14 protein-coding genes are annotated in these 13,643 nt (G+C 37.3%); all 14 read right to left on the minus strand.

Annotation, left to right across the window (positions count from 1 at the left end):
* Nucleotides 1-3: 3 nt before the first annotated feature.
* The 14 genes from hisC to lpxB all read right to left on the minus strand — a co-directional run bounded on the left by hisC (nucleotide 4) and on the right by lpxB (nucleotide 13,553).
* Nucleotides 4-1,101 carry a histidinol-phosphate transaminase gene (gene hisC, locus ATCC51562_RS07610; RefSeq protein ID WP_021091638.1) on the minus strand — a complete coding sequence of 366 codons (1,098 nt, stop codon included), beginning with the start codon at nucleotides 1,099-1,101 and terminating at the stop codon, nucleotides 4-6.
* On the minus strand, nucleotides 1,101-2,180 hold the full coding sequence (gene pheA, locus ATCC51562_RS07615; RefSeq protein WP_021091791.1) for a prephenate dehydratase: 1,080 nt from the start codon (nucleotides 2,178-2,180) through the stop codon (nucleotides 1,101-1,103). Before pheA ends, hisC begins: the two co-directional genes overlap by 1 nt.
* The gene (gene lysA, locus ATCC51562_RS07620; protein ID WP_021091562.1) at nucleotides 2,164-3,387 is read right to left on the minus strand and encodes a diaminopimelate decarboxylase; all 1,224 of its coding nucleotides are present in this window, start codon (nucleotides 3,385-3,387) and stop codon (nucleotides 2,164-2,166) included. The genes pheA and lysA overlap by 17 nt, the downstream gene beginning before the upstream one ends.
* A 55-nt stretch (nucleotides 3,388-3,442) precedes the next feature.
* Nucleotides 3,443-4,507 carry an LptF/LptG family permease gene (locus tag ATCC51562_RS07625; RefSeq protein WP_021091700.1) on the minus strand — a complete coding sequence of 355 codons (1,065 nt, stop codon included), beginning with the start codon at nucleotides 4,505-4,507 and terminating at the stop codon, nucleotides 3,443-3,445.
* Nucleotides 4,504-5,052, minus strand: coding sequence for an aminoacyl-tRNA hydrolase (pth, locus tag ATCC51562_RS07630; protein WP_035167574.1), 549 nt, complete (start codon nucleotides 5,050-5,052; stop codon nucleotides 4,504-4,506). Before pth ends, ATCC51562_RS07625 begins: the two co-directional genes overlap by 4 nt.
* Before the next feature lie 11 nt (nucleotides 5,053-5,063).
* Nucleotides 5,064-5,600, minus strand: coding sequence for a 50S ribosomal protein L25/general stress protein Ctc (locus tag ATCC51562_RS07635; protein WP_021091684.1), 537 nt, complete (start codon nucleotides 5,598-5,600; stop codon nucleotides 5,064-5,066).
* A 117-nt stretch (nucleotides 5,601-5,717) separates the two neighbouring features.
* Nucleotides 5,718-6,710 (minus strand): transaldolase, encoded by a 993-nt coding sequence (locus ATCC51562_RS07640; RefSeq protein WP_021091614.1) that lies wholly within the window; start codon nucleotides 6,708-6,710, stop codon nucleotides 5,718-5,720.
* A 6-nt stretch (nucleotides 6,711-6,716) separates the two neighbouring features.
* A complete protein-coding gene (serB, locus tag ATCC51562_RS07645) occupies nucleotides 6,717-7,343 on the minus strand; it encodes a phosphoserine phosphatase SerB (RefSeq protein ID WP_021091786.1) in 627 nt (208 codons plus the stop codon).
* Nucleotides 7,344-7,351: 8 nt separating this feature from the next.
* Nucleotides 7,352-7,849 (minus strand): chemotaxis protein CheW, encoded by a 498-nt coding sequence (locus tag ATCC51562_RS07650; RefSeq protein ID WP_021091642.1) that lies wholly within the window; start codon nucleotides 7,847-7,849, stop codon nucleotides 7,352-7,354.
* A 9-nt stretch (nucleotides 7,850-7,858) separates the two neighbouring features.
* A complete protein-coding gene (locus ATCC51562_RS07655) occupies nucleotides 7,859-10,213 on the minus strand; it encodes a chemotaxis protein CheW (RefSeq protein ID WP_021091649.1) in 2,355 nt (784 codons plus the stop codon).
* An 8-nt stretch (nucleotides 10,214-10,221) separates the two neighbouring features.
* A complete protein-coding gene (locus tag ATCC51562_RS07660; RefSeq protein ID WP_021091802.1) occupies nucleotides 10,222-11,175 on the minus strand; it encodes a chemotaxis protein in 954 nt (317 codons plus the stop codon).
* Nucleotides 11,175-11,966, minus strand: coding sequence for a UDP-2,3-diacylglucosamine diphosphatase (locus tag ATCC51562_RS07665; protein WP_021091714.1), 792 nt, complete (start codon nucleotides 11,964-11,966; stop codon nucleotides 11,175-11,177). Before ATCC51562_RS07665 ends, ATCC51562_RS07660 begins: the two co-directional genes overlap by 1 nt.
* 63 nt (nucleotides 11,967-12,029) lie before the next feature.
* Entirely contained in the window at nucleotides 12,030-12,515 is a 486-nt protein-coding gene (greA, locus tag ATCC51562_RS07670; protein ID WP_021091879.1) for a transcription elongation factor GreA, read from the minus strand.
* Nucleotides 12,516-12,518: 3 nt separating this feature from the next.
* Nucleotides 12,519-13,553 (minus strand): lipid-A-disaccharide synthase, encoded by a 1,035-nt coding sequence (gene lpxB / locus ATCC51562_RS07675; protein ID WP_021091687.1) that lies wholly within the window; start codon nucleotides 13,551-13,553, stop codon nucleotides 12,519-12,521.
* Between the last annotated feature and the right edge of the window lie 90 nt (nucleotides 13,554-13,643).

Genomic DNA, 13,643 nt, shown 5'->3' on the forward strand with positions numbered 1-13,643 from the left:
TTCCTACTTTAAAATTTGCTTTAATTCTTCAAAAACTCTATCATTTTGCCAGCTAAGGCCGATGGTGATTCTTACCGCATTTAAGGCGTAGCTTTTTAGATCTCGCAAAATTATACCCTTTTTTAGCATCTTTTCGCATATCTGACTTGATTTTGGCTCATTAAATTTAAAAGTTATGAAATTTGTATAGCTTGGGATAAACTCAATGCCATTTTGCTTTGCAAATTCCTCATATCTCTTCATTTGCTCGAAATTATTCTGCATGGTTTGCTGCACGAACTCATCATCATTAAGTGCTACTATCGCAGCTCTTAGGCTTGGAGTTGTGATGTTAAATGGAGCTCTTAGTTTTGAGAGAGCGCCTATGATCTCTTCATTTGCCACGCCGTATCCCACGCGCATACCACCAAGCGCATAAGCTTTAGAAAATGTTCCAAGATAGATAGCATTTTTAAATTTTACCACTTCGCTTGGCTTTATCTCTTTTTTGCTATCTTTAAATTTTGCAAATTCGTTGTAAGCACAATCAAACACAACAAGCGTGTTTTCATCAATGCTTTTTATAAATTTAAAGACCTCATCTGCGTCCAAACACTCACCAAGTGGATTATTCGGCAAGCAAAGAAAGATGACAGAAATTTCATCTTTATGTGCATTATAAATTTCTAAAAACTCACTCAAATTATGCTCTACGCTCTTTGTGCGGTAAATTTTAGCTCCGGTTTGTTTTGCATAAATTTCATACATAGCAAATGTCACGCCAGCCATCAAAACGCCACTTTGTTTGTTTGCCTTCGCATGAAGTGCATACTCTATGATCTGGTCACTTCCAGAGCCAATGATTAAATTTTTGCTAGTTACGCCAAATTTCTTAGCCAGTCCTTCTTTTAACTCAAAGTAGCTATCGTCTGGATAGAGATGTGCTTTTTTAGCGACCTCTTTTAGCGCCTCCTCTACGCGTTTGCTCGTGCCAAAAGGGTTTTCGTTGCTAGCTAGCTTTATCACATCTTTTGCCTCGATACCAAATTCTCTAACTACAAGTTCGATCGGCTTTCCAGCCTCATAATTAACTAAATCATCTAAAAAATCATTAAATTTCATCACTCATCTCCATTCAAATAGCTTCCTAGCCACGTTATCTCAGCGCCGCTCTCTTTTGCAAGTTCAAAGGCATTTTGTACCTTTTCATCGTCTATATGCCCCTCAAAATCAAGATAGAACATTGACTTAAATTCACGCTGTTTGATAGGGCGTGACTCAAGTTTTGTGATATTTATATTTTCATTTTTAAAAATTTGAAGTAGATCAGCAAGACGTCCTGGACTGTGATCAGTCTTTGCTAGGATCGAAGTTTTTGAGTTTTCAACTCTTGCGTTTTTAAAGTCGCTAAGAATGAGAAATCTCGTTCTGTTTGCCATATTGTCCTCGATCGTCTCGTAAATGATCGGCACGTTGTAAATTTTAGCTGCGATCTTTGAACAAATGGCGGCTGAATTTCTATCCATAGAGGCCATGTATGCGGCTGCTGCAGTTGATTTTGCTGGGACAAATTCGACCTCATTTAACAAGTGATCTTCTAAAAATTTACGGCATTGATTATACCCTTGCGGATGCGAGTAAATTCGTTTTATCTCTTTTAGATCTTCATTTATGCTAACAAAGCTGTGATGGATATCCACATAAAGCTCAGCAACTATTTTTATATCACTGAATTTGCTCAAACAATCAAGCGTAGCGCCAACAGCGCCTTCGGTGTTGTTTTCAATAGGCACAACGCCGTATTTTGCCTCTTTTTGAGCTAGCTTTGTAAAAACCGCCTCGATGGTCGCAAGTGGCAAATATGAACTCATCGCACCAAATCTACTCTGTGCTGCTTGATGCGTATAAGTGCCCTCAGGTCCTAGATATACGATCTTTTGAGGCATTTCTAAATTTCTACTCACAGCAAAAATTTCAAGATAAATGGCTTCAATAGCAGCTTTATTTAAAGCTTTATCTTTGCTAAGACTAGTTAGTCGGTTTATGATAGCTCGCTCGCGTTCAGGACGATATATAGGCGTTCCGCTAGTTTGCTTTAGCTTGCCGATTTGCTCAACTAAAATCATCCTTTCATTTAGTTTATTTAAGATGAGATCATCGATCGCATCGATCTCTTTTCTAAGCTCATTTAGCTCTTGCATCAGCGCTCTCCAAAAATTCTCTCTCAAGTGCCACGACATCCTCAAAGCTCTCGCGTCTTCTTATCAGCCTATCTTTGCCATCAAGCACGCAAACCTCAGCGGCTCTGTTTCTTGTGTTGTAGTTTGAGCTCATACTAAAACCATAAGCTCCAGCACCTTTTACCACGATAATATCGCCACTATCGCACTCTGGCAACTCTATATCTTTTGCTAAAAAATCGCCACTTTCACAAACTGGACCAACCACGTCGCATGGGCCTAAATTTTTATCTTTGCCACAAACAAAAATTTCATGGTGAGCACCATAAAGGCTTGGTCTAATAAGATCATTCATCGCACCATCAGTTATAACAAATCTCTTTTTGCCATTAAATTTTTCATATAAAACGCTTGCGACAAAGTAGCCAGCATTACCCACAATAAAGCGTCCTGGCTCGCATACGATAGTTACGTCTTGACCCTTTAGTGCGCCCAAAATTCCTTGTGCATAGTCATATAAATTTATCTCTTTTTCATCGTTATAAATGATGCCAAGTCCGCCGCCAACATCGAAAAATTTGATATCTATCTCAAGTGCTCTTAGCTCTCTTAAAAGCTCACTAACGATATTTGCAGCATCGATTATCGGGCTAAGTGATGTTAGCTGAGAGCCGATATGAAAATGTATACCAGTTGGTTCAAGAGAGTCTGAAGCTTTAGCGTGGATGTACATTCTTTTAGCTGTTTCAGCATCAACGCCAAATTTATTTTCATTTAGTCCTGTTGAGATATATGGGTGAGTTTTTGCATCGACACCTGGATTTACCCTAATGCTAATTCTTGCCTTTAAGTTTAGCCCTTTTGCGATCTTTTCAAGTCTTAAAAGTTCAGCAAAACTCTCGACATTTATGAGTAAAATCTCATTTTTTAAAGCCTCTTTTAGCTCATCATCGCTCTTGCCAACACCGCTAAAAATGATCTGATATCTCTTTGCACCTGCTAAAAACGCTCTTTTTACTTCACCAATGCTAACACAATCAAATCCAGCTCCAAGATCAGCTAGAAATTTCAAAACACTTAAATTTGAGTTTGCTTTCACCGCATAACAAATGAGAGATTTTCTAGCAAAAAATGCATTCTTTAGTGCTTCATAGCGGCTTTTTATGTAGTTAAAATCATAAACGTAAAGTGGGGTTTTGTATCTATTTGCAAGCTCTTTAAAATCCATAAAATAGCCTTTATTAAAATGGCTTGATTTTACAAAAAGCTTGCCAAAATTTGGCTTAACGATGCGATTTTATGAGATAAATGGCGTATACCAAAAGTAAAATAACTGGCAAAACTATGCCGATTTCTGGCAAAATCACAGAAGTTTGTGCAAATTTTACAAGAATAAAGAGCAGACCCCAAACGACAAGAGTTATCACAACAAAGATAAAAGTCGAAAGTGCAAGATTAAAAAATCTACCAGTTACAGGCAAATGATAGTAAAAAATGAGCAACAAAAATGGTGCAAAAAATGGTGCGATAGCAAGGTTGTAAAAAGCTGTTTTTGCGCTATCAAGGCCGATGCCTTCATTTTTAAATGTCTTTATAAAATTTATCGCATCTGGGATATTAAATTTTGAGTTTTCAACACTAACAGCGCTTTCAATACTCTTTGGTTTAAAGCCTTTTAGTGCATCTAAGTTCTCGCTTTGTATTTTATTAAAACCAGCTTCACCAAGCTCTAAAATTTGAGGTAAAAGGGTTTGATTAACATCTTTTAAAATCCACTCATTGTCTTTAAAATTAGCATGATTTGCAAATGTAGTTGAGAGTAAATTTGTGCCATTTATCTCAAAAATTCTAACATCATTTGCTATTTGATTCACAGAATTTAGCTCTTTTATGTAGATAAATTTGCCTTCAAATTTTAAAAACGAATCATTTGTGCTTTTTGAGAAAGCCGTATTTTTAGCGATGCTTTTTTGATAGTCGTGTGCATAGGCAAATGGAGTAAAATTTAAGCCAACATAAAAAATAGTTATAAAAAGTGCAATAAAAAATGGTGAAAAAATTAAGCTATTTTTACTAATACCAAGCGCATAAAAACTGATTAGCTCGTTTGAGCGAACCATATTTACATGTAAAATAATGAGTGCAAAAATGAGCGAAAGTGGTAAAACATAGCCAATAGCGCTAAGCGATGTAAGCCCAACATAAAGGAGCTGAAGGTTTGCAGATGGTGGCAGATCTTTTAAATTTGTAAGTAGATCGATACCAACATAAAATAGTTCAAGCGCTAAAAATACGATAAGAAAAGATTTTATATAGACCCAGCCAACGTATCTGGCGTATAATTTCATTTGATAAGACCTTTTTTTATCGTAAATTTTTGCGAAATTTCGTTAATGTCGCTCTTTAGTAGCTCACAAACTGCATGTTTTGTGTAGGCTAAAATTTCATCTAAAGCCTTTTTCTCCTCATCACTAAACTCTCCAAGAACAAAATTTTTAGCATCACCAAGGTGCCCAATGCCAACACGCACCCTTTCGTAGTCATTGCCTATTAGTCCATCGATCGATTTTATGCCGTTATGCCCACCACTACTGCCGCCTTTTTTAAATTTAACCGCACCAAAACCAAGATCAAGGTCATCGTGTATTACGATTATTCTATCTGGTTTATAAAAATCTTTGACCGCTTTTACACTTTGTCCCGAGAGGTTCATAAAGGTTGTTGGTTTTAGCAAGATAATGTCATTGAATTTAAAAACTTCGCCTTGGAATTTGGCTGAGCTAACATCTTTGTAATTTGAGTCTTTTAGGAGATCTATAAGCATAAAACCTATATTATGTCTAGTGTTTTCATATTTGGAGCCAGGATTTCCCAGCCCCGCTATTAGTGTCACAAAAGCCCTTTTTATTTAGCTTTAATAACTCCAAGTACCGCAACACGGTCAGCGTCTACAATAGTAACGCCTTTAGGAGCTGTGATATCACGAACCAAAATAGTATCGTCGATGTCGAGTTTGCTTACATCAACGTCAAATGAATTTGGTAAATTTTCAGCTGTACATTTTACGCAAAGACGTCTTTTTGATTGGATCAAAACGCCCTTATTTTTAAGACCAATAGGTGTTCCAACTGGCTTAACTGGGATCATATATTTTGATAAAACGCCTGGAAGTGCTACTTTTAGATCTACGTGTTTAAGATCGCTTGTAACAACATCTCTTTGGTAATCAACAATAACGACATTATAAACTTTTCCGCCTACTTTTACATCAAAAGCAAGGCTCTCTTTTTTGCGTGCCTCTTTAATAAAGTCATTTACTTTAAAAGCAGCTGCAACATTCTCTAATCCCTTGCCATAAATGTTGGCGATTAGATAACCATCTCTTCTCAAAGCCTTTGCAGACTTCTTACCGATACTCTCTCTAACGATACCCTCTAACATCGTTTTCCTTTCATAAAAAATAGGTGCTGATTTTATCCAATGCTTTATAAATTTCACATAAAGCTTATTTAATAATGATCACTTTTACTGTTTGTGTATTAGCTTGGACTTCTTTGTCTAAAGTGATTTCATAATATCATCAAATGCTGATACAAACTGCTTTAAACCATCGCTTAATAAATCTTTATAAACGACATTTATATCTATCTCATTATTTTTTATAATCTGGAAAAAGCTTGAGATATTTTCTTTACTAGGCACATTTTTTGCCTCTGCTTTTTCTTTTATAAATTCTTTTATCGTCTCTAATGGTGCTGTATTTATAGAATTTTTATACATTAGCTCTCTAACGTAATAATCCCCTCTTAAACCACCACCTTTTACGCCTGTGCTTGCAAAAAGTGTTCTTACATTTTCTAGTCCAAAATCTTCAATAAGGTGGTATATATTCGCAGCATTCATTATACCGACTTGTCCAGTTGGCAAGCTCTTTGCAGCCATAACCTCATCAAGCTTTCTATCAAATCTACTTACAAAAACACTTATCACACCTTTTGGCATAGTGGTATCTATAAAGCGACTTGCATAAGCCTTACTGCCTTCTTTAAATGCTTCAAGGCAGTTTTTAGCCTGATCTGGTGAGAATATAAGCGTAGCATTTACGCTAATCCCCCTTGCCATAAGCGCACTCATCGCCTCATAGCCATCTTTTGTAGCTGGAATTTTTATCATAACATTTGGCATTGATATTAGATTATGAAGCCTGATACCTTCTTCTATCGTTGCGGCTGTATCATCACTTAAATTTGGATCAACCTCAATGCTTACAAAGCCATCATCGCCATTTGCATAATTTTTTAACATTTTACATGCGGCGATTTTTATATCTTGAGTAGCTAAAATTTCATAAAGATCTTTTGGGTGGCGTTTATTGCTAGTTTCTATGATCTTTTTATAAGCAGGTGAAGCAAACGCTGTTTTAAAAATAGCTGGGTTGCTTGTAGCACCGTTTATAATATTATTTTCCAATAAAGAGTTAAATTCACTTTGTAAAAAATTTCTCTCTATAAAATCACACCAAAGAGAGAATTTAGCTTCGTTGTCATACATTAATTTCTACCTTATAAATTTTAAAATTTCACGCAAGTCTTTAACATCAACACAATGTGTCGCTTCTTTTTTTAAGATATCTTTTGCACAAAATGCAATGCTAAGATCGCACTTTCTAAACATCGATATGTCATTGGCCCCGTCTCCAACGCACATTATCTCGTCCTTACCTAAATTTAATAGTCCACATAAGCGGTCAATCATATCCCCCTTTGAACTACCAAACATCATCTCTCCGCCAACTTTGCCTGTTAAAATTCCATCTTTATGATGCAAGATATTTGCAAAATTTGCATCAAAATTAAGTTTTTTTTGCATTACATCGGTTGCATTGTGAAATCCACCGCTAAAAACCACAACTTTAATACCCTTTTGTTTTAAAGCTTCTATTAGCTCGCCAGCTCCTGGCATAATGGGTAAATTTTTACAAATTTCATTTACTTTTAAAAGTGGTAATCCTTTTAAAAATTTTACTCTTTTTGTAAGACTTTCAAAAAAATCAAGCTCACCGTTCATCGAACGCTTAGTTATATTGGCTACTTCTTCACTAGCATTATTAGCGGCGGCGAGAATATCTATCGTCTCGCCGTCCATTATTGTAGAGTCAAAGTCAAAAACACAAAGTTTTATCAAGCTATACCCTAAAAATCACGTTTTAAAAGGCTTTCGACCTTCAATATCGTAAGGATATTTTGGTCGCGCTTACCGATACCATAAATCATGCCTTTGTCTTTTACTAAAGTCTCTGGTGGCGGATCGATCCTGTTACGGTCTATTCTGATAGCCTCCGTCAAGCGGTCTATCACAAAGCCAGCGATATTATCCGCATCTTTCATAACGATATATCTTGTGCTTGGGCTTTGTTTTGTGACATTTAGTGAAAAACGCTTACGCAAATCAATAAGCGGAATAACATTTCCACGTAGGTTAAACACTCCAAGAACGTAATCAGGCACACTAGGAACACGTGTATATTCAATAGGTTTGATTATCTCTTGGATATTTAAAATAGGTATTGCGTACTCCTCCTCACCGACAACAAATCCTACTAGCTGAACTATATCTTCGTTATTTTTTAGCTCAGTTCCATTCATTTGCTGCTTTTGTTTGCTTAAAACTTGATTTAGTTTATTGTTCATCCCTTACCCCTAAGCTAATTTTATATTCTTTCTAACGACATTTTCTAAGTACTCGGCTGAATATGGTTTTGTAATATACTCAGTCATTCCAACTTCTACGCCACGCAATCTATCTGTTTTTGACGTCCTTGATGTAACAGCAATAAGTGGTAAATTTCTGTACTTAGAGTATTTTCTAATTTCTCCAGCTAGTGTATATCCATCCATTCTTGGCATCTCAATATCTATCAAAATCGCATCAAAAGAGTGTTCTCCGGATTTTACGATGTTTAATGCCTCAACACCATTTGTGGCCTCTATTATTGTTACCCCAGTTGGTTCAAGCGCTTTTTGCATGATAGTTCTATCCATTTTTGAATCATCAACTATCAAGACTTTATAATCGCTTGGTTTTTCCTTTGCTTTTGTGCTATCTTCTATTTCGGCCCTAATGTCTACCTTTATATCTTTTGCCATCTCCATCATAGCACCAACATCGATAATCAATGTCACACGACCATCACCTCTAATAGTAGCACCAGCAATACCTGGGATATTTTGTAAATAATCGCCCATTGATTTAATAACAATCTCTTCTTGTCCAACCAAAGTATCGACGATAATACCTAGTTTTGCTTCAGCAACACCGATTATTACGACATAGGTTTGATCTCCACCATCAAAAGCTTTTTCTACACCAAATACGTCAGAAAGTCTAACAAGAGATAAAACTTCATCTCTTAGCCTTAGTACATTTTTGCCATCGATCGTGTAGATATCATCAATCGGCACACGAACAGTCTCAAGAACGCTAGCAAGTGGAATAGCATAAAATTCTTCTTGAGTTCCAACAAGTAGTGACTGAATAATCGCAAGTGTTAGTGGAATTTTAAGCTTCATAACTGTGCCTTTTCCAACTTCACTTTCAATATCAATGATGCCGTTTAGTTTTTCGATATTAGTCTTAACAACGTCCATACCAACACCACGGCCAGATACGTTTGTAACCTTTGCTGCAGTTGAAAATCCTGGTCTAAAGATAAGACCAAATGCCTCTTTTTCGCTCATCGCATCAGCTTCGCGCTCAGTGATGATGCCTTTTTCTATCGATTTAGATTTAAGCATGTCAGCATCTAAACCCTTACCATCATCAACTATCTCAACAACGATATGATTGCCTTCATTGTAAGCTTTTAACTGAACAAGGCCTTTTTCTGGCTTACCTGCTGCCTTTCTTGTCTCAGGATCCTCGATACCGTGATCGCATGAATTTCTGATGATGTGCACTAGTGGATCGCCGATCTCTTCTACGATTGACTTATCAAGCTCAGTCTCTTCACCTGAAATTTCAAGATCGATTTGCTTACCAAGGTCGCGGCTAAGATCGCGTATCATACGTGGGAATTTATTAAAGACTTTTGCTATTGGTAGCATTCTTGTCTTCATAACGGCAAGCTGAATGTCAGTAGTCACTAAGCTTAGACTTGAAACTACTTGATTTAGCTCTTCAAGGAATTTCTCACCCTCATATCTCTCTTCCACGTCATCATAAATTTTTAATAAGCGGTTTTTACCAAGAACAAGCTCACCAATTAGGTTCATTAAGTGGTCAAGTCTTTTTACTTCAACGCGTATAGTTTGTTCCTGCGCTACTGCACCGCTGCTTGCTGCTGGGACCTTTTTATCTCCATCCTTTTCTTTACTCTCTGCTTTTGCAGCTGGAGCTGAAGTACTACTTGCAGCCGGAGCTATCTCACTAGGAGATTTTGGAGCTATACCTTTTGAAGCACGCCTTGCTTGATCCTCAGCTTTTCTAACTTTTAAGAGTCTTTCTATCTCTGCTTCAACTTCTGAATCACTTAGTTTTGAAAGCTCGGCATCACTTATCTCTGGTGTTTCTTCGGCAGGCGCGGCTGGCTCTGGCTCTTTTACCGGTTCTGATGCTGGCTCAGCTACCGGTGTGGCAGGAGCTTCAGGAGCTGCTGCTGGAGCCTCACCTTCAGAAATTTGGGTAAGTCTTGCACAAATGTTTTTAATATCAATGCCAGCAGCTGTATCATTTCCATGATCTCTAATGCTACTTAACAAGCCTTTCATCATATCGACTGACTCAAGAACTACGTCCATAATGTCTGGAGTGATCTTTAGCTCGCCTTTTCTAGCTTTATTTAAAACATCCTCCATATGGTGAGTAAGCTCTGTTAAAACATCAAAATTTAAAAAGCTTGAGCTACCTTTTACTGTGTGAGCAACACGGAAAATTCTATTTAATAATTCCAAATCTTCAGGGGTTGACTCAAGCTCAACAAGGTCGTGATCTATCTGCTCAATAAGTTCGAAAGCCTCTATTAAAAAGTCTTCCATTATTTCTTTCATATCATCCATGTTTCACCTCATTTTGCAGATTTAGAATGTGCTTCAATAACTTTTAGCACTTCTTGATAAAATATGCTCGCATCAAATTTTGTAAGATACGCCGCACCACCAGCTTCTTTGCTCTTGATTTCACTAAAATCATTACTCAATGAGGAGTTAAATACTATTGGTACTTCTTTAAATCTTTCATCATTTTTAAGAGTTGAAGCAAAGCGGTAGCCATCCATCTGTGGCATTTCGATATCACTTAAGATAACTCTAAGCTCTCTTGATAAGTTATCTCCATATCTTTGATAAAGCTCTTCCATTCTCTCCAAGCCCTCAACGCCGTTTTTAGCCTCAACCACGCTAAGTCCCATCTTCTCAAGTGCATCTTTTACTAGTTTTCTAGCGGTCGAGCTATCATCTAAAACCAAAGCAGCACCTTTTAACTTTTGATCGTCTGTTACATCAAATTCGATCTTTGGCGAGTAAATTCCAAGCTCTTCTACTATGCTTTCAAGATCAAGGATAAGTAAAACTTCATCATTTTCTATTCTTGTCACGCCTGTTATTTTGCCTTTATCTAAAGCGCCAGAACCTGAAGCAAAATTTGCAGGCTCGATATCTTTCCAGCTTATACGCCTGATCCTTTTTGCCTCATGGACGATAAAACCGATCAAAATACCGCTAAACTCAGCAATAATAACACGTGGCTTTATAACTACGCCTTCGGTTGGCTCGATAATATTCATCCATCTTGCCAAATTTATGACAGGGATCACCACACCCCTTAAATCAAAAATTCCCTCGATATACTCAGGAACGCCTGGAAGCTCTGTAAGATTTGGCATCTTAATGATCTCCCGCACCTTTGCGACATTGACTCCGTATATTCCTTCATATACTTTGTTTTCGGTCTTTTTAAAGATACGAAAATCAACAAGTTCCATCTCGTTTGAGTCCGTTTTTAGTACGTTATCTCCAAACATCAATGTCCTTTCAAACTCATTTTGAGCAAATTTAATTTTTGCTGGGCGTATTCTACAACAAAATAACTTTGCTCACATGCAAAACAAGGTAAATTTATATAAAACTTATCGTAAATGTTAAATTGCTCGCCTTGATGATAGTGTCCTTCTATCGCTATACCGGCCTCATATCCTTGTAAATGCTTGCTCATTAGCTCCTTAAAATTAGGAATTTTATAGTCTAAATTTTTCTTGGTAAGTTTGGCTAGTATCGCTTTCGATATTTTAAAATTTAAAAATTTATCCAAAGCATTCATAAATTTTAAAAACCATCTAAGGCGCAAAAACCTAAGTGCATATTTATCTATAAAAGGTAAAAATATATCACCATGTGCGATCTGAACGTGCTCTTCATTGATCGTCTTAAAATTTGCTGGCTGATCGTAAATATCATAAACCCTAACGCTTTTATAGCGCAGCATCTCACGCTTATCCCAAATTTCTCTTGTTTTATTAAATAAATTTGAAAGTCTAAAATCGTGGTTGCCCTCGAAGTAAAAAATTTCTACCTTTTGTGAAATTTTATTTATAAGGCTTAAGTGCTCAGCGTAAAATTCTCTTGTGTATTCGCCCTCGCCCGTTAGAAAGTCAAACATATCGCCTAACAAAAAAATTTGTGGCGGCTCTTTGATCTCCCCGCTATCAATGGCTCTTAAAAATTTTAAAAAGCCATTTCGGTTTACATTTTCATGCGCATCAGCTATAAAGATCGCGCCTTCTTTTATAATGGGGGCATATAGATATTCGCTCAAATTTTGCCTTAATTAAAAATTAGCAGAGCCAAAAAGCAGTTTCTAGCTCTTTGCATCATCTTTTTAGTCAAATTTTATAGGCTTATAGCAAATTTTTACAATCTCAACGTCGCTTCTACCTTTTGGTAAATTTAGCACCACTTCATCGCCCTCGGCCTTGCCCAAAAGCTGCTTTGCAAGAGGTGAGTTTATCGAGATATAGCCTTTGTCGATGTCGCTTTCACTAATGCCAACTATCGTATATGTATGCTCTATTTCGGTTTCCTCGTCCATTATCGTAATACTTGAGCCAAACCTAACTCTATCGTGCTCGTAGCTACTTGGATCGATCACTTCAGCATTTGCCAGAAGCGCGCTTAGCTCTGCGATCCTAGCGTCTATAAAGGCTTGCTTCTCTTTTGCTGCATGATACTCAGCATTTTCTTTTAGGTCACCGTGACTTCTTGCGATATCTATCTCAGTTACGATTTGAGGGCGTTGCACCAGCCTTAGATCCTTTAGCTCAGCTTCTATCTTCTCATATCCGTGCATTGTCATTGGTTCACTCATTTTTTACTCCATATTTTTTAAAATTTTTACTACATTTTTACTGCTGCCATACCCTAAATAAGTCCTTAGTTCATCGCAACCTTTTAAGAATTTTTGCCTATCGCAGCTTTCATAAGCTCTAAATAAATTTTCAGCCGTTGCAAACTCTTGGATAAACTCCTCATGAAGCGGCTCTTTGCCCATGAAGTCAAACATTATATTTGCAAGTCCTGCGTGCTTGATCTTTACAAATTTTCTAGCTATAAAAATATCTATTGCTTTTGCCTTATATGCTAGCACAAATGGCGTACCAATGAGCGCTGCTTCAAGAGTAGCCGTACCTGAGCAAACAAAGGCAAAGTCGCTCTCATACAAGGCTTCAGGCGTATTTGAGACGATATCAAAATCACTCACATCGCCATAAATTTCATCCACTTTATCAAGCAAAAATGGTGGCACGACAAGCAGCCTCGTAGCCTCTATCTTTTTAGCAAGCTCTCTATAAACTGGCATAAGCCTTGAAATCTCTGACCTTCTTGAGCCTGGCAAAAACGCCACTTTGCCGCTACCACTTAGGCTAGTTTTCTTAAGCTTTATCTCATCCATCAAAGGATGTCCCACATAGGTTGAGCGACTATAAAATTTCGCATCAAATGGCAAGATCGAAGCTAGGTTGTCACAGTACCTTTCAACCGTACTCACTCTTTTTGGCTTCCACGCCCAAACTTGGGGTAAGATGTAGTATGTCACGGCTGCCTTTACCCCAGCCTCTTTTATCGTCTTTGCAAGCGGCAGGTTAAAGGCTGGGCTGTCGATAAGTAGCACTGCATCAACCTCTTTTGCCATCTGGCTCATCACTTTCATCGCCTTTTTGGCTTTAAAGATGAGCGGCAAAACCTCGACAAAACCCATCGCTGAAAACTCGCTACTTTTCATATATGGCGTGCCAAGCTCTTCGCTAAAAATTCCCATTAGCTCAAATTCGCCCTCAAAATTTTTTAAAATTTCTTTTAAATGCAAATTTGCTGATGGCTCAAGAGCGGAGACTAAAATTTTCATTTACACACTTTCATCAGGTCTTTTTGGGGGCATTATACGCAAAAATTCTTTAAAATTTTAAGAAAGCTGTGATAAAATCCAAGCCTCTAA

Source organism: Campylobacter concisus ATCC 51562, assembly GCF_000466745.1.
In the GTDB taxonomy this organism is placed as follows: Bacteria; Campylobacterota; Campylobacteria; order Campylobacterales; family Campylobacteraceae; genus Campylobacter_A; species Campylobacter_A concisus_B.

What these genes read in the sequence shown, in the direction of transcription:
- hisC (WP_021091638.1), bottom strand. Translation starts at nt 1,101, where the DNA reads ATGAAATTTAATGATTTTTTAGATGATTTAGTTAATTATGAGGCTGGA.
- ATCC51562_RS07650 (WP_021091642.1), bottom strand. Translation starts at nt 7,849, where the DNA reads ATGAACAATAAACTAAATCAAGTTTTAAGCAAACAAAAGCAGCAAATG.
- ATCC51562_RS07655 (WP_021091649.1), bottom strand. Translation starts at nt 10,213, where the DNA reads ATGGATGATATGAAAGAAATAATGGAAGACTTTTTAATAGAGGCTTTC.
- lysA (WP_021091562.1), bottom strand. Translation starts at nt 3,387, where the DNA reads ATGGATTTTAAAGAGCTTGCAAATAGATACAAAACCCCACTTTACGTT.
- lpxB (WP_021091687.1), bottom strand. Translation starts at nt 13,553, where the DNA reads ATGAAAATTTTAGTCTCCGCTCTTGAGCCATCAGCAAATTTGCATTTA.
- greA (WP_021091879.1), bottom strand. Translation starts at nt 12,515, where the DNA reads ATGAGTGAACCAATGACAATGCACGGATATGAGAAGATAGAAGCTGAG.
- ATCC51562_RS07625 (WP_021091700.1), bottom strand. Translation starts at nt 4,507, where the DNA reads ATGAAATTATACGCCAGATACGTTGGCTGGGTCTATATAAAATCTTTT.
- ATCC51562_RS07635 (WP_021091684.1), bottom strand. Translation starts at nt 5,600, where the DNA reads ATGTTAGAGGGTATCGTTAGAGAGAGTATCGGTAAGAAGTCTGCAAAG.
- ATCC51562_RS07640 (WP_021091614.1), bottom strand. Translation starts at nt 6,710, where the DNA reads ATGTATGACAACGAAGCTAAATTCTCTCTTTGGTGTGATTTTATAGAG.
- pheA (WP_021091791.1), bottom strand. Translation starts at nt 2,180, where the DNA reads ATGCAAGAGCTAAATGAGCTTAGAAAAGAGATCGATGCGATCGATGAT.
- ATCC51562_RS07660 (WP_021091802.1), bottom strand. Translation starts at nt 11,175, where the DNA reads ATGTTTGGAGATAACGTACTAAAAACGGACTCAAACGAGATGGAACTT.